This is a genomic window from Micromonospora sp. WMMA1976 (assembly GCF_027497335.1).
Lineage (GTDB): Bacteria > Actinomycetota > Actinomycetes > Mycobacteriales > Micromonosporaceae > Micromonospora > Micromonospora aurantiaca.
The window spans coordinates 4,273,389-4,288,850 of record NZ_CP114912.1 but is presented as its reverse complement, the minus strand read 5'-3'; the positions used below and the strand labels follow the sequence as shown (position 1 = coordinate 4,288,850).

Below are 15,462 nucleotides of genomic sequence, written 5' to 3'. Positions count from 1 at the left end.
CGGTGGTGATCAAGGAGTTTGTGTCACGCCCGAGCCCGTTCGGGGACACAAACGCCTTGATCACCGCGAAGAGGCGACCCGGGAGGAGGCGGGGCGCGGCGGCCGGTCAGAGACCGAGCAGAACGGGCATCGCGTTGACCGCGCCGTGCACCACGAGCAGCGGCCACATCCGGCGGTACCGGGACCACAGGTAGCCGAGGAACAGCCCGATCACGCCGTGGTTGACGACCACCGACGCCAGGTCGACGGCGGGCCGGCCGCTGCCCTGGATGGCCACATGCCAGGCCGCCCACACCAGCGACGCGAGCACGATCGCCGGCCACCGGCCGAGCAGGGACTCCCACCGGGTCTGCAGCCAGCGCCGGTAGAAGACCTCCTCCAGCAGCGCGTTCACCGCGAAAGCCACAAGCAGCGTGACGACCAGCTCGACCGGCGTGACGGTCCGCCCCCAGTCGCTCGCCGGCACGGACAGCGGCGTCGCGTAGCTGAGCACCAGCCACACCGCCACCGGCAGCGCCGGACCCCACCGGTGGGCGGTGTCCGCCGGGGCCGGCCCCGGCCGCCACCGGGGCGGCCGGCGGCGCGCGGCCAGGAACACCACCATCGGTACGCCGAGCAGCAGCGCGAGCTTCACCAGCGTGTACGCGGGTTCGCCGCCGAGCAGCGGCATGACGGCGGCGAACGCGATCCCGGCCAGCAGCAGCGGCACCGCCTCGCGGTACGGCGCGACCGGGTCAAGCCACCTCGGGTCGGGCGCGGGCGGGATCAGGCGGATCAGTGCGATCCCGGCCAGCGCCGGGATCCAGCGGCTCCACATCGGTACGGTGCCGTCGTGGTCGGCGCTGTATCGGATGCCGGTGTTCCCGGTCGCCACCAGGAGAAGCGCCGCGACGGCGATCAGGCCGAGGCCCGCCAGGAGGACCACACGTCCGGCGCGGGGATGACGGCCTGCGGTCGAGACGTCTGTCGTCATCGCCGGCACGGTACCAACGCGACGCGAACGGACCGGGCGGCTCAGCCCTTGAGCGGGTCGTGCCCCCAGTTCATCAGCGACCAGCGCCACCTGGTGTCCCGCACGTCCCCGGACGGGCGCTGGGCGAGGTGGCGGTGGACGTACCCGATCACCTTGCGCATGTGCTTGTAGTCGGCGGCGGTCAGGTCGGCGCGCTTGCGGCGCAGCAGGTCGACGATGCGCCGGCCGGAGTCGTGCCCGACCGACTCGCCGCCCTGGGTGCCCTTCTTGTGCCAGCCGACGTGCTTGGACTCCTCGGTCTCCAGCCAGCGGGTCAGCTCACCGGGCTTCATGTTCACCGCGTCGGTGAACTCCCGGTACGTCTGCTGCGGGTCTTCAGCGCGACTCATGGCGCAGCACCTCCGGGCGGTGGGCCACGTCGCGGCCCGAGTCGTCGTTGGTGATCCGGTACTGCGGCTGCTCCGGCGAGGCGTTCACGGTGTGCCCGCGGACGTGGGTGCGCTCGGTCAGCTTCTCCTTGACGACGCCGTACGCCCGGCCGCTGTGGCTGGCCCAGGAGACGTGGTCGCCGGCGCGGAACTCCTTCTCGGCCATGCCGCCCGCTTACCCGCGGCCGACACCGAGTAACGGTGTGGTCAGGGCCGGATCTCGGCGATCGGCAGCTTGATCGCGAAGGGCTCGGACAGCTCGATCACCTCGCTGCTGCCGTCCACCAGCTCGTACTGCCGCTCGCCGCCCGGACCGATCCGGTCACCGAGGCGGTACGCGTAGAGGTGCACCGGATCCTGCTCGATCCGCCAGTAGAACGGGATCCCGGCGGCGGCGTACTCGCCCGGCTTGGCGAACCGGTCGACCCGCCGGGTGGCGGGGGAGACGATCTCGACGGCCAGGACGACGTCCGCCGGTCGCAGGAGGGACCTGTCGCTCGGCAGCCCGGCGTGGTGGAGCAGGACGTCCGGTTGCCGGCTGGTGTTGGGGCTGAGTCCGACCCTGATGGCCTGGGCGACCCGCAGCCCGGCCGGAGCGTGTGACCGCAGCCAGAGGCTGAGCAGGAGGGAGATGTCCTGGTGGCCCAGGGTGGGGGAGGGTGTCACCTGGAAGACTCCGTCGACGAGTTCGACGCGGGGGGCGTCGTCCGGCAGGGTGAGCAGATCCTCCAGCGTGTAGTCCGCACGCTGCTGCCGCATCGGGTCCGGACACCAGGGGCCAGGTGATGTCGGAATGGGCACGGCGCTCATGCGGCGAGCGTACCGCCGGGTGCCGGAGCTCGTGTCGCACCGGACGTGCGACGCGCTCAGCCCGTCGGCTTCTCCGCGACGAAGATCGCGGTGCCGGGGAACAGCCGGCCGCGCAGCGGGCTCCACTGGCCCCAGATCCCCTCGTGCCCGGCCGGCCACTCCGGCTCCACCAGGTCCAGCAGGCGGAACCCGGCGCCGACCAGCTCCCGGATCCGGTCGCCGAGGGTGCGGTGCTGCTCGACGTACGTGGCCACGCCGTGCTCGTCCTGCTCGACGTAGGGGGAGCGGTCGAAGTACGAGTGCACTGCGGTCAGCCCGCCCTCGCCCGGGTCGTCCAGGAAGATCCAGCGCATCGGGTGGGTGACCGAGAAGACCCACCGGCCGCCGGGCCGCAGCACCCGGGCCACCTCGCGCATCGCCGCCGCCGAGTCGTCCACGAACGGGATCGCGCCGAACGCGGTGCAGACGGTGTCGAACGCGGCGTCGGCGAACGGCAGGGCGAGCGCGTCGGCCTGCACCAGCGGCACACGTACCCCGGTGCGCCCGGCGGCCTCGGCGGCGTGCCGCAACATGCCGGCGGACAGGTCCAGCGCGACCGGCCGGGCGCCCTGGGCGGCGAGCCAGCGGGCGGCGGCGGCCGCCCCGGCGCCGAGTTCGAGGATCCGCCGGCCGGCGACGTCGCCGAGCAGCCGGACGTCGGCCTCGCGCAGCCCTTCCGGGCACCAGACGAAGTCGGCGTCGCCGAGGAACGCGCCGTGCTCGGCCTGGTACGCGTCGGCGTCGGTGTCCCACCATCCGCGGTTCGCGCGGCGGATCTCCCCGGCGTCGACCCGTCGGCGGGTCACCCTGTCGTCGTCCACGGGTTCACGCTAGGTCCGGCGGCGCGGACCGGGTGCGGTGGGGTGGTGGCTGGGGCGGATGTGACGGACGAGACAGCTGTGGCACCTTACCGCGCAAAATCTCCGCTTTCGCAGCGGATGAGTTCGCACGGACCCGGGAGGGCTTGCACGCTGTGGTAATGCAGCGGGTAGGCTAGACGATGCGCTCGCGGATCGTGTGCCTCGGCAGGGAGCAGGTGCGCGGTCACCGGAGCCACTAATGATCTTCTCGCGTCGATCGTTCGGTGTGCCCGGCGACGGATCCGTTGGCGCGGCAGAGTCACCGCGACACCCATGCCCGCTGTGACAACCCATCCGACCGGAGCAACCGCCCACATGACGAGCAGCATCGAGGCCACCTCGAGCGCCAACAAGGTCACCCACGACGACCTCGGCTCTGAGGAAGCTTTCCTCGCCGCGATCGACGAGACCATCAAGTACTTCAACGACGGCGACATTGTCGAAGGCACCGTCGTCAAGGTCGATCGGGACGAGGTCCTGCTCGACATCGGCTACAAGACCGAGGGTGTCATCCCCTCTCGGGAGTTGTCGATCAAGCACGACGTGGACCCGGCCGAGGTCGTTTCGGTGGGTGACCACATCGAGGCCCTCGTCCTCCAGAAGGAGGACAAGGAGGGTCGGCTGATCCTCTCCAAGAAGCGGGCGCAGTACGAGCGGGCCTGGGGCACGATCGAGAAGATCAAGGACGAGGACGGCGTCGTCCGCGGCTCGGTCATCGAGGTCGTCAAGGGTGGTCTCATCCTCGACATCGGCCTGCGCGGCTTCCTGCCCGCGTCGCTCGTCGAGATGCGGCGTGTGCGTGACCTGCAGCCGTACGTCGGCCGCGAGCTCGAAGCCAAGATCATCGAGCTGGACAAGAACCGCAACAACGTGGTCCTGTCCCGCCGTGCCTGGCTGGAGCAGACGCAGTCCGAGGTGCGCACCGAGTTCCTCAACAAGCTCCAGAAGGGGCAGGTCCGCAAGGGCGTCGTCTCCTCGATCGTCAACTTCGGCGCGTTCGTCGACCTGGGCGGCGTGGACGGTCTCGTGCACGTCTCCGAGCTGTCCTGGAAGCACATCGACCACCCGTCCGAGGTCGTCGAGGTGGGCCAGGAGGTCGAGGTCGAGGTCCTGGACGTCGACCTGGACCGCGAGCGGGTCTCGCTGTCGCTGAAGGCGACGCAGGAGGACCCGTGGCGTCAGTTCGCCCGCACCCACGCGATCCAGCAGATCGTGCCGGGTAAGGTCACCAAGCTGGTGCCGTTCGGTGCGTTCGTCCGCGTGGACGACGGCATCGAGGGCCTGGTCCACATCTCCGAGCTGGCCGAGCGCCACGTGGAGATCCCGGAGCAGGTCGTGCAGGTCGGCTCCGAGGTCATGGTCAAGGTCATCGACATCGACCTGGAGCGCCGCCGGATCTCGCTGTCGCTCAAGCAGGCCAACGAGGGCTTCGTCGAGGGCGAGGAGCACTTCGACCCGACCCTCTACGGCATGGCCGCGACGTACGACGACCAGGGCAACTACATCTACCCGGAGGGCTTCGACCCGGAGACGGGCGAGTGGCTCGAGGGCTACGACAAGCAGCGCGAGACCTGGGAGCAGCAGTACGCCGAGGCGCGTCAGCGCTGGGAGGCCCACACCAAGCAGGTGCAGACCTCCCGCGCCGCCGACGCCGAGGCCGCCGCCAACCCGGCTCCGGCCACCACCGGCACCACCACCTCGACCTCGGCCCCGAGCCGTCAGGCCGAGGAGCCGGCCGGCACGCTCGCGACCGACGAGGCGCTCGCCGCGCTGCGGGAGAAGCTCGCCGGCGGCAAGTGACCGGACGCTGACGCCTGTTCGTCCCACCGGACGGACCGGCGACTGCCTCTGACGACGGGCCCCGTCCCCGCGTTCCGCACCAGCGGAGCGCCGGGGGCGGGGCCCGCGTCGTGCGCCCGGCGGGTTTGGCATGCGGACTTCGGATCCGGTTGACTGTCCGGGTGCTGAAGGTGGGGCTGACCGGCGGAATCGGATCGGGCAAGAGCGCGGTGGCGAGCCGGCTCGCCACCCTGGGCGCGGTGATCGTCGACTCGGACCGCATCGCCCGGGAGATCGTCGCGCCCGGCACCGACGGGCTGGCCGAGGTGGTCGCCGCCTTCTCCGAAAAGGTTCTGGACGCCGACGGGGCGCTGGACCGGGCCGCCCTCGGCGCGGTCGTCTTCGGCGACGAGGCGGCCCGCCGCACGCTCGAAGGGATCACCCACCCCCGGGTACGCGCGCGCAGCGCCGAACTGGTCGCCGCCGCCCGCGCCGACGCGATCGTCGTCAACGACGTACCGCTGCTGGTCGAGGTGGGACTCGCGCCGACGTACCACCTGGTGGTCGTGGTGCAGACGGCCGTGCCGACCCGGATGGCCCGGCTGACCCGCGACCGGGGGATGGCCCCGGCGGAGGCGCAGCGGCGCATCGCCGCGCAGGCCGACGACGCGACCCGCCGCGCGGTCGCCGACGTGCTGCTGACGAACGACGGCACGCTCACCGATCTGCACGCCGCCGTGGACACCCTCTGGCGGGACCGTCTGCTGCCCTACGAGCGCAACGTCCGCGAACGCCGTGCCGTCCCACCCGACCCGGCGGCCCTCGCCGGGCCGGACCCGACCTGGCCCGAGCAGTACGCCCGGCTGGCCGCCCGGATTCGCCACGCCGCCGGCGGTGACATCCGGGTCGACCACGTCGGCTCCACCGCCGTGCCGGGGCTCGCCGCGCCGGACGTGATCGACATCCAGGTGACGGTGCCCTCCCTGGACGAGGCGGACGGGCCGCTCGCGCAGCGGCTGGCCGAGGCGGGTTTCCCGCGGCTGCCGGGCGAGTGGTGGGACGCACCGCGGCAGCCGGAGCCGGTGCGCTGGCCCAAGCGGCTGCACGGCGGAGCGGACCCGGCACGTCCGGTGCGCCTGCACCTGCGGGAGGCCGGTTCGCCCGGCTGGCGGTACGCGCTGCTGATGCGCGACCACCTGCGCGCCGACCCGGCACGGCGGGCCGACTACCTGCAGGTGAAGAGGGAACTGGCGGCTGCGGCGCCGGAGCACGTCACGTGGGGCACGGTGACCGATCCCTGGTTCGACGAGGAGCACCTGCGCGCCGAGGAGTGGGCCGGGCAGACCGGCTGGCGGCCCTGACCGGGCGGTAGGGATCGGGCCGGGCTCAGCGCGGCGCCGAGGCCGCCGATCCGCCGCTGCCCGCCGCCCGACCGGGCGTGAGGTCGAGCCGGATCCACACGCCCGACCCGGCCCGCAGCTCCATCCGGTGCGGCAGGCCGCCCCGGTCCAGCCACAGGCGGCGGCCGCCCGGCAGCTCGAACACGTCGACGGCCCGGTCGTCCAGCCGGTCCTCCCGGATCCGGACGGCGGTCCCGTCGGGCGCGCGCCGGGCCGCCCGCAGCGCCGCGTCGAGCAGCCGGTCCAGGTCGTCGCCGGGCGGCCGCGCGGGGGCGGCGAGCAGCGCGGCCGGCGTCGGTGCCGGTGGCGTCGCGGGCCCGTCGGGGGACCGCTGCACCTCGGCCACGCGTCCCGGCCGGGCCCATCGCAGGGTGCGCCGGCCGCTGCCCTCCTCGATCACCGCGAGGTACGCCGACGGGCTCGTCCAGTTCACCGTTCCGGTGGCCCACAGGTTGTCCGACGGGCCGAGCGGCGCGGCCACCGTCACCGTCGCGCCGCCGACTGCCCGGAGCCGGGCGGGCAGCGCGGCCAGCCGGGCGACCTCGTCGTCGGTGAGTGCCCGGGGCTGGCCGGGCCGCCCGCCGAGCGCGTCCACCGGATGCAGCGTGGGCCGGTCGGCGCGGGTCAGGTCCACGGTGACGGGCGTGCCGTCGGCCAGCCGGCCGGTGAGCCGGTGCAGCCGGGCGTCCGCGTCCACCCACAGCGTGGGCAGTGGGTCACCGAGTGACGCGAGGGGCGCCTGGAGCACGTCCACCGGGACGCCGCCCACCTGGTCGCCGCGTAGCCACCGGCCGTCGGTGGCGGGTGGATCGACCCGGTCGGCGCCGAGCCCGATCAGCAGGTCGCGTACCGCGCCCAGGCCGTGCCCGCCGGTCGGGGAACGCATCCGCCACCGGTCCGCCGGCGGCACCAGCGGCGGCCGGGCTGGGGTGGGGAGCGCGCCCGGGTCGGGCCGTACCAGCAGCGCGGACGCGGTGGCCTGCACCAGGCCCCGGTCGTCGCCCGCGCCCGGGCCGCCGACGTCCAGGTAGACCAGGGGGCGGGCCCAGTCGACCCAGCCGACCAGTTCGGTACGGGCACCGTCGGCGCCGACCGTGACCCGGACACCGGCGCGTACGTCGCGCAGGTTGGTGACCCGCAGCGCGGCCACCCGGTCCGCCTCGGCGGCGGTCAGGGCACGTGTCGCCGGGGCGTCGTCGGTGCGGCCGGGCACCCAGGACGGCAGGGCGGCGACGAGCGTCGCGGCGGAGATCGCGGCTGCGGCCACGAGCGCGGCGAGGGCGATCCGGCGCCGGTCCGGCCCGTCCGGCGGGTCGTCGGCGCCGTCCAGTTCCGGGTCGCCGTCCGGCCGGGTGGTGAGCGGGGGACGGCGGCCGTCGAAGAGGCCGGCCCGGCGGCGCCGGCCGGCCACGGTGGCGGGCCGGGTCGGTGTGCTGGTGCGGCCGCGCCGGTGGCCGCGACCCGGTTCCCGGGGTACGGCCTGGTCGCCGTCGCCCCGCGCGGAGAGCCGGTGGGGGCGGCTCACGCCGCGCTGGCGGCCCGGCTCGTCGGCGGGCGGGGGCGTGCCGGTGTCGGGCTCACGTCGCGGCCTGCGCTCGGGAGAGGTCCCCACGAGTGGAGAACGCGAGAGCGGGGTTTCGGTGACGAGCAGGGGCGCTCGCGGCGGCCGGTCAGCGCTGCGCGCGACCACCGTCGGCGCGCACGCCGGTCGTCCCGGGTGCTGCGGCCCTGGCGCCGGGGGCGACCGGCCCGCGTGGGGCGATCACCGGCCCGGTCGGCCGCCGCGAGCGGCCTACGGTACGAGGGTAGACCGGTGAGATGAGCCACACAATGGGAATATCGAAGCCGATCAGGGACGGTCCGTGGTCGTGGCCGGAAGTGTCGGACCCCGGGCGTACGGTGGGTGTCATGGCGCTCGACATTCCCCGGCTCGACGGCCGCTTCCAGGTCGTCAGTGAGTTCCAGCCGGCCGGTGACCAGCCGGCTGCCATCGACGAGCTTGAGCGTCGCGTGCGGCGCGGCGACCGCAACACGGTGCTGCTCGGCGCGACCGGCACGGGCAAGAGCGCCACCACGGCGTGGCTGGTCGAGCGGCTCCAGCGGCCGACCCTGGTGCTCGCCCCCAACAAGACCCTCGCGGCCCAGCTGGCGAAGGAGTTCGGCGAGCTGCTGCCGCAGAACGCCGTCGAATACTTCGTCTCCTACTACGACTACTACCAGCCCGAGGCGTACATCCCGCAGACCGACACGTACATCGAGAAGGACTCCTCGATCAACGAGGAGGTCGAGCGGCTGCGGCACTCGGCCACCATGTCGCTGCTCACCCGGCGGGACGTCATCGTCGTCGCCACCGTCTCGGCGATCTACGGCCTGGGTACGCCGGAGGAATACCTCGACCGGGCCGTGCGCGTCAAGGTCGGGCAGGAGCTGGACCGCGACCAGCTGCTGCGCCGGCTGGTCGACATCCAGTACACGCGCAACGACATGGCCTTCCAGCGCGGCACCTTCCGGGTCCGCGGCGACACGCTGGAGATCATCCCGGCGTACGAGGAGCTGGCGGTCCGGATCGAGCTGTTCGGTGACGAGATCGAGAAGCTCTACTACCTGAACCCGCTGACCGGTGACGTGGTCCGCGAGGTCGACAGCCTGATGATCTTCCCGGCCACGCACTACGCCGCCGGTCCGGAGCGGATGGAACGGGCGATCCGCGACATCGAGGCCGAGCTGGGTGAGCGGCTGGCCGAGCTGGAACGGCAGGGCAAGCTGCTGGAGGCCCAGCGGCTGCGCATGCGCACCACCTACGACATCGAGATGATGCGCCAGGTGGGGTTCTGCTCCGGCATCGAGAACTACTCCATGCACATCGACGGCCGGCTGCCCGGCAGCCCGCCGCACTGCCTGCTCGACTACTTCCCTGACGACTTCCTCACCGTGGTCGACGAGTCGCACGTGACGATCCCGCAGATCGGCGGCATGTACGAGGGCGACGCCTCCCGTAAGCGGATGCTCATCGACCACGGCTTCCGGCTCCCCAGCGCCGCCGACAACCGGCCGCTGCGCTTCGACGAGTTCCTGGAGCGGGTGGGTCAGATGGTCTTCCTCTCCGCCACCCCCGGCCCGTGGGAGCTGGAGCAGGCGCAGGGCGAGTTCGTCGAGCAGGTGATCCGGCCCACCGGCCTGATCGACCCCGAGGTGGTGGTCAAGCCGACGAAGGGGCAGATCGACGACCTCATGCACGAGATCAAGCTGCGGACCGAGCGGGACGAGCGGGTGCTCGTCACCACGCTCACCAAGAAGATGGCCGAAGACCTCTCCGACTACCTGCTGGAGAACGGCATCCGGGTGCGCTACCTGCACTCCGAGGTGGACACGCTGCGCCGGGTCGAGCTGCTGCGCGAGCTGCGCAAGGGCGACTACGACGTGCTCGTCGGGATCAACCTGCTCCGGGAGGGTCTCGACCTGCCCGAGGTGTCGCTGGTGGCGATCCTCGACGCCGACAAGGAGGGCTTCCTGCGCAGCGGCCGGTCGCTGATCCAGACCATCGGCCGCGCGGCCCGTAACGTCTCCGGCCAGGTCCACATGTACGCCGACAAGATCACGCCGTCGATGGCGGACGCGATCGACGAGACCAACCGGCGCCGGGCCAAGCAGATCGCGCACAACGAGGCGAACGGCATCAAGCCGGAGCCGCTGCGCAAGAAGATCCACGACATCCTCGACGACATCTACCGCGAGGCGGAGGACACCGAGAACAGCAACGTCGGCGGTGCCGTGCGGCAGCTGTCCCGGGGCAAGGCTCCGGTCAAGGAGACCCGCAGCCGCCGGGGCGCCGCGGCCACCCCGTCGCGGGAGGGGATGGCCCGGGCCGACCTGGCCAACCTCATCCAGGAGCTCAACGACCAGATGCTCGCTGCCGCGCGGGAGCTGCAGTTCGAGCTGGCCGCGCGGATCCGCGACGAGGTCGCCGACCTCAAGAAGGAGCTACGCGGGATGGACGCCGCAGGGGTCCGGTGACCGGCGCGACGGCCGGGGCGGCGCGATGCTGACCGAGGCCGTCGTCGGGCGCCCCGACCCGCGGTTGCGCCGGTGGGTGGACAGCTACCTCGGCTACCGCGAGGACGTGCCCGTCCCGCTGGTACGCCGGGAGGTGGCGGGCGCCTTCGTGGTGCTGATCCTCGGCTGGGGCGACCCTCTCGGCGTGACCGACCCGCGTGCCCCCGGTGAGGGCGGGTCCGCCACCAACGCCTTCCTGGCCGGCCCGTTCGACGGCTGGTGCGCCACCCGGACGGCCGGGACCGGCACCGGGGTGCAGGTGCTGCTGACCGCCCCGGCGGCCCGCCGCCTGCTCGGGCTGCCGCTGGCCGAGCTGGCCAACCGGGTGGTGCCGCTCGACGCGGTGGCGGGCTGGCTGGCCCGGCTGCGCGACGAGCTGGCCGGCGAGCCGGGCTGGCCGGAACGCTTCGCCCGGCTCGACGCGGCAGTGGCCGCGCGGCTGGCGGCGACCGCGCCGGTGGACCCGCACCTGCTGGCGGCCTTTCGGCGTCTGGACGGCAGCGGGGGAGCGGTCGGCGTGGCCGCGCTCGCCGGGGAGCTGGGCTGGTCCCGCCGTCACCTGTCGGTCCGGTTCCGGCGGGAGTTCGGCCTGCCGCCGAAGACGGTCGCCCGCCTGCTGCGTTTCGAGCGGGCGTACGCGAGCCTGGGCCGCACGCTGCTCACCGCGGACGCCGCCGTGCCGGACGACGCCGGGTGGGCGGAGCGGGCCGCCCGGTGGGGCTACTACGACCAGTCGCACCTGATCCGGGAGTTCCGCGAGTTCGCCGGCGCCACCCCGGCCGCGCTGACCGGGCCCGGATCGCATTCGTCCAATCCGGCCTGACCGCTCCGGCGGCAGACTGACCGCCATGCGAAGCATCTATCCGGTCCTGCGGTATCCCGACGTGCGAGCCGCAGCCGACTTCCTCTGTTCCGCGTTCGGCTTCACCGTGCGCGAGGCCCACGAACTGCCCGACGGCACGGTCGGCCACGCCGAGCTGGCGTACGGCGACGACCTGGTGATGCTCGGCCCGGGGCCGGCGCCGCGGTCCCGGCCGGCCGACGACGACTACCGGGTCTACGTGGCGCTCGACGACGTCGACGCGCACCACGAGCGTGCCCGGTCGGCCGGCGCGGAGATCGTCCGGGCGCCGTTCGACACCGACTACGGCTCCCGTGACTACGCCGCCCGCGACCTCGCCGGGTTGGTCTGGTCGTTCGGCACCTACCGGCCCTGAGCGCCGCCGCCCGCCTGGTTGCGCTGTGTGGGCGAGGTATTGCCGAGCGTGACGGTGATGCGTACGCTGCCTCCCGGGAGGCGTGCATGCCGTTGTCAGCAAGTCCTGTGGTCCGGAGGGCGCGGCTCGGTGTGGAGCTGCGCCGGCTGCGTCGTCGCGAGTCGCTCACGCTCGAACAGGTCTGCACCCGGCTGGGCTGGGCGTCCACGTCGAAGCTGTCCCGCATCGAGCTGGGGCAGAGCCGGCCCGACCTGGCCGACGTGCTCGACCTGCTCGACGTCTACGCGGTGCCGCCGCCGCAGCGCGACGAGCTGATCGTCATCGCCCGCGACGCGGCCACCGGCCGGGGCTGGTCCAAGGCGCTCGGCGAGATGGGGGAGCGCCAGCGGGCGTACGCCGAGCTGGAGGCGGGCGCGGAACGCATCGTGGAGTACCAGTGCGTGCTCGTACCCGGCCTGCTCCAGACCCCGGCGTACGCCCGGCTGCGCGTGGCGGCCGGCGCGGCGCTGACCGGCGAGGTGGACGTGGAGGCCGACGTGCGCGCCCGCGTCGCACGCCAGGAACTGCTGATCCGGCCGGACCCGCCGCACTACACCGCCCTCGTCGACGAGCGCGTCTGCGACCCGGACGGCCTGCCCGCCGACGTGTGGCGCGACCAGATGCGGCACCTGCTCGCGCTCGCCGAACGGCCCCGCGTCAGCGTCCGGGTGCTGCGGTCCGCGGCGTCCAGCGGCGACGGGCCGCACCCGCTGGCGCCGTTCTCGTACTACGCCTACCCCGACCCGGACGACCCGCGCACCGTGCTGGTGGAGACGCTCACCACCGACCTGCGGCTGGTCGCCGAGGCGGACGTGGCCCACTACGAGCGGGTCATCGAGCGGCTGCTGGCGGCGGCGCTGCCGGCGGACGCCTCCGCCGAACTGGTCGCCCGGCGGCTCGGCGCGGCGCCGGTGCCCCGGCCGCGCGATCCGCACGAGCTGGAGTGAGCCCCCGCTGTCGGTGCGGCGCGACCACCGGGCCCGGCGCCCCCGATGCCCGTCGGGACCGGTGGCCGCGCAGCGCGCAGGCTACGGCACGGGTACGACAGTTCAGGCCGGCACGTCGATGAAGTGCTCGACCAGCGGCGGGCCGGCGAAGTGCGGGCCGATCAGTCCTCGCCACTGCGCGAACCGCTCGGTCTGGCGGAAGTTCACGTCGTGCGCCTCCACCGAGTCCCACTCGACGAGCAGCACGAACCGGGTGGGCGACTCCACGCCCCGGGTCATCCGCACGGAGCGGCAGCCTTCGGCGCCGGCGAGGATCGGCCGCGCCTGCGCGTAGGCGGCGGCGAACTCGTCCTCGTGTCCGGGCGTGACATCGATCAGCGCGACCTCAAGAACCATGCAGGCAGCCTGCCATGCCGGCCCGCGGCCGGTGCGTCCCGGGTGACGTCCCGGCGCGCCCCGCCAGGGGGACGACTAGCCTCCTAGGACGCCCTGCGCGACGTGAGCCGCAGCACGTCGAGAGATCGATGGGCGGCCCGGAGATGCGCCACCCGGGTGCGATGGTGAACAATGGCGGCCGAGGAGGGGAGTATTCCCCCGCGACGGAGTCGTCAGCACGGAAGAGCGCCGGCACCCCCGGTGGCCCGACCCGGCTCCGCCGGTCGGAACCCGGCACCCGGGCTCCGGCGGAAGAGACCTCCGACAGTCACCCCTGTCAGCGTCGACGCACCCCGGCACCGCACCCGGCGTACGGTGTGCCCGACGCAGCGTGTCTGCCGGAGGATGGATTTGAACGTGTCCGCATTGGTGTGGGCGGTAACGCTGATCGCGATGATCGCGGTCCTGCTCGCCGACCTGTTCATCATCGGCCGGCGGCCGCACGAGCCGAGCGTCCGGGAGTCCAGCCTGTGGGTGGGCTTCTACGTCGGCCTGGCGCTGATCTTCGGCGTGGTGCTCTGGCTGACCGCGGGTGGCCGCGTCGCAGGCGAGTTCTACACCGGCTGGCTCACCGAGTACAGCCTCTCGGTGGACAACCTCTTCGTCTTCGTGATCATCATGGCCCGGTTCGGGGTGCCCCGGCAGTACCAGCAGAAGGTGCTGCTCGTCGGCATCATCCTGGCGCTGATCATGCGGGGTGGCTTCATCGCGGCGGGCGCGGCGCTGATCTCCCAGTTCTCCTGGGTGTTCTACATCTTCGGCGCGTTCCTCATCTACACCGCTGTGAACCTGGCCCGGCAGGGCGAGCCGGACGAGGACGAGTTCAGCGAGAACCTGCTGATCCGGTGGAGCCGCAAGGCACTCCCGCTGTCCCGTGACTACGACGGCGCGCGGATGACCACCCACGAGCACGGGCGGCGCCTGTTCACCCCGATGCTCATCGTGATGATCGCGATCGGCACCACCGACCTGATCTTCGCGCTGGACTCGATCCCGGCGATCTTCGGCATCACCCAGGAGCCGTACCTGGTCTTCACCGCGAACGTGTTCGCGCTGATGGGGCTGCGGCAGCTCTACTTCCTGCTCGGCGGCCTGCTGGACCGGCTCATCTACCTCAGCTACGGCCTCGCCGTGGTGCTCGGCTTCATCGGCGTGAAGCTGGTGCTGGAGGCGCTGGCCGAGAACAACCTGCCGTTCATCAACGGCGGCGAGCACGTGGCGTGGGCCCCGCACATCCCGATCTGGCTGTCGCTGACGGTCATCCTCGGCACCCTGGGTGTGGCCACCGCCGCCAGCCTGGCGAAGTCGTCGCGGGACCGGCGCCGGGAACTGGCCCAGGCCCGCCGCTGACCCGTCCGTCCCGTCCGGGGCGCTCCCGTGCCGGGGCGCCCCGCGGCGTGTCAGCGGTCAGACGCGGTGGGCGCCGACGAGAGTGGCGGTCCGGTCGGCCGGCAGCTCCTCCTCGATCACCCGGCGGGTCAGGTAGCAGGCGTGCAGCATCCGGCGCCGGCCGCCGCGCGGCTCGGCCGACACGATCCCGACGTGGTGGATGCGCCGGCCGGGCCGGGCGAAGAAGTAGAGGTCGCCGGGGCGTTCGGCGTCCAGCGGCACCCGCGAGGTCGCCGCCGCCTGGTCGTCGGCGTCGCGGGGGAGCGTGATCCCGTACCGTCGCCAGGCCAGGTGCACCAGCCCGGAGCAGTCGATGCCGTCGGTGGACATGCCGCCCCAGACGTAGACGAGGTCGCGCAGCCGTTCGGCGACCGCGAGCACCTGCTCGGCCTCGGGACGCTCGGCGGGCAGCGGCACCAGGTCGTCCTCCGGGGCCCAGAGCGGGTCGGGCCGCCCGGGTACGCGGACCGGGCGTCTGCCGTTCACCGCCGGCCCGGCCGGGGTGAGCCGGGTGCCGAGGACCACGCCGGTGAGCGCGGCGCCGCCGCCGGGCTCGGCACGCAACGCGGTGCGGGCCACGTCGACCGTCAGCGGACCGTCGGCCGCCGGGCCGGAACCGGCCGACCTGGGACCGGCCGGACCGGTGCCGACCGCTGCCGGTCCGGCCGAAGCGGGGCCCGATCGCGCCGTGCCGGACGCGGCGGGGTCGGCCGGAGCGGGGCCGGCGGGGACGCTGCCGGACGGGACGGTGTCGGCCGGGTCGGCGTCGGCCAGGTGGGCGGCCCGCAGCCAGCCCGGGTAGCCGTCGGCGCCGAGCTTCGCCGCGGGCTGGCCCAGCGCCACCACCCGCACCCAGCCGTCCGGCCGGGACTCGGTGACGCGCACCGGCTCGCCGAGCAGCAGCTGGGTCAGGACGCAGTCACCGACGAGCTGGTCGCGGTCCATGCCGGCGATCCAGGCGGCGACGTCGGGCGAGCCGGCGAGGGCGGGGCAGTCGATCGGGCGTACCGCCTCGGGAGCGGTCCACAGGGTCGCCACCGGTACCCGTACGACGGCCCGGCGGCCGGGCTGAGGTGCCACGCGTACCCCTCTC

At 73.4% G+C, this 15,462-nt stretch carries 15 protein-coding genes; 7 read left to right on the top strand and 8 right to left on the bottom strand.

From position 1 onward, the window contains the following. Nucleotides 1–106: 106 nt before the first annotated feature. From O7546_RS19550 to O7546_RS19530, 5 genes are all read right to left on the bottom strand, one after another. The gene (locus O7546_RS19550; RefSeq protein WP_281599891.1) at nucleotides 107–973 is read right to left on the bottom strand and encodes a CPBP family intramembrane glutamic endopeptidase; all 867 of its coding nucleotides are present in this window, start codon (nucleotides 971–973) and stop codon (nucleotides 107–109) included. 41 nt (nucleotides 974–1,014) lie between these two features. Beyond that, entirely contained in the window at nucleotides 1,015–1,362 is a 348-nt protein-coding gene (locus O7546_RS19545) for a DUF3140 domain-containing protein (RefSeq protein ID WP_194803517.1), read from the bottom strand. Continuing rightward, the gene (locus O7546_RS19540; RefSeq protein WP_030503817.1) at nucleotides 1,349–1,567 is read right to left on the bottom strand and encodes a DUF2945 domain-containing protein; all 219 of its coding nucleotides are present in this window, start codon (nucleotides 1,565–1,567) and stop codon (nucleotides 1,349–1,351) included. The genes O7546_RS19545 and O7546_RS19540 overlap by 14 nt, the downstream gene beginning before the upstream one ends. A gap of 41 nt (nucleotides 1,568–1,608) precedes the next feature. Beyond that, nucleotides 1,609–2,160: a Uma2 family endonuclease gene (locus O7546_RS19535; protein WP_269697334.1), complete on the bottom strand. Its 552-nt coding sequence runs from the start codon at nucleotides 2,158–2,160 to the stop codon at nucleotides 1,609–1,611. Between the two features lie 107 nt (nucleotides 2,161–2,267). Next, nucleotides 2,268–3,071 carry a methyltransferase domain-containing protein gene (locus O7546_RS19530; protein ID WP_194803515.1) on the bottom strand — a complete coding sequence of 268 codons (804 nt, stop codon included), beginning with the start codon at nucleotides 3,069–3,071 and terminating at the stop codon, nucleotides 2,268–2,270. A gap of 312 nt (nucleotides 3,072–3,383) precedes the next feature. Between O7546_RS19530 and rpsA the strand changes: the two genes are divergently transcribed. Together rpsA and coaE are read left to right on the top strand one after the other, a co-directional pair. Next, complete coding sequence (rpsA, locus tag O7546_RS19525; protein ID WP_047893869.1) at nucleotides 3,384–4,910, top strand: 30S ribosomal protein S1; 1,527 nt, start codon at nucleotides 3,384–3,386, stop codon at nucleotides 4,908–4,910. A 161-nt stretch (nucleotides 4,911–5,071) separates the two neighbouring features. Then, a complete protein-coding gene (coaE, locus tag O7546_RS19520) occupies nucleotides 5,072–6,250 on the top strand; it encodes a dephospho-CoA kinase (protein WP_194803514.1) in 1,179 nt (392 codons plus the stop codon). A gap of 25 nt (nucleotides 6,251–6,275) precedes the next feature. Here the strand turns inward: coaE and O7546_RS19515 are convergent, their stop codons facing one another. Then, nucleotides 6,276–7,814: a hypothetical protein gene (locus O7546_RS19515; RefSeq protein WP_281599885.1), complete on the bottom strand. Its 1,539-nt coding sequence runs from the start codon at nucleotides 7,812–7,814 to the stop codon at nucleotides 6,276–6,278. Between the two features lie 383 nt (nucleotides 7,815–8,197). Between O7546_RS19515 and uvrB the strand changes: the two genes are divergently transcribed. The 4 genes from uvrB (at nucleotide 8,198) to O7546_RS19495 (ending at nucleotide 12,545) form a co-directional block, all read left to right on the top strand. Beyond that, nucleotides 8,198–10,303: an excinuclease ABC subunit UvrB gene (gene uvrB, locus O7546_RS19510; RefSeq protein ID WP_187690918.1), complete on the top strand. Its 2,106-nt coding sequence runs from the start codon at nucleotides 8,198–8,200 to the stop codon at nucleotides 10,301–10,303. Nucleotides 10,304–10,328: 25 nt separating this feature from the next. Then, nucleotides 10,329–11,165: a helix-turn-helix domain-containing protein gene (locus O7546_RS19505; RefSeq protein ID WP_194803513.1), complete on the top strand. Its 837-nt coding sequence runs from the start codon at nucleotides 10,329–10,331 to the stop codon at nucleotides 11,163–11,165. A 25-nt stretch (nucleotides 11,166–11,190) separates the two neighbouring features. Beyond that, entirely contained in the window at nucleotides 11,191–11,559 is a 369-nt protein-coding gene (locus O7546_RS19500; RefSeq protein WP_194803512.1) for a VOC family protein, read from the top strand. 86 nt (nucleotides 11,560–11,645) lie between these two features. After that, nucleotides 11,646–12,545, top strand: a complete 900-nt coding sequence (locus O7546_RS19495) for a DUF5753 domain-containing protein (RefSeq protein ID WP_194803511.1) — start codon at nucleotides 11,646–11,648, stop codon at nucleotides 12,543–12,545. Between the two features lie 102 nt (nucleotides 12,546–12,647). Here the strand turns inward: O7546_RS19495 and O7546_RS19490 are convergent, their stop codons facing one another. Beyond that, nucleotides 12,648–12,941, bottom strand: coding sequence for an antibiotic biosynthesis monooxygenase (locus O7546_RS19490; protein ID WP_013287496.1), 294 nt, complete (start codon nucleotides 12,939–12,941; stop codon nucleotides 12,648–12,650). Between the two features lie 390 nt (nucleotides 12,942–13,331). Between O7546_RS19490 and O7546_RS19485 the strand changes: the two genes are divergently transcribed. Beyond that, nucleotides 13,332–14,330 carry a TerC family protein gene (locus O7546_RS19485; protein ID WP_194803519.1) on the top strand — a complete coding sequence of 333 codons (999 nt, stop codon included), beginning with the start codon at nucleotides 13,332–13,334 and terminating at the stop codon, nucleotides 14,328–14,330. A gap of 57 nt (nucleotides 14,331–14,387) precedes the next feature. On the opposite strand, the gene O7546_RS19480 is transcribed toward O7546_RS19485, so the two are convergent. Next, nucleotides 14,388–15,449, bottom strand: coding sequence for an NlpC/P60 family protein (locus tag O7546_RS19480; protein ID WP_281599879.1), 1,062 nt, complete (start codon nucleotides 15,447–15,449; stop codon nucleotides 14,388–14,390). Between the last annotated feature and the right edge of the window lie 13 nt (nucleotides 15,450–15,462).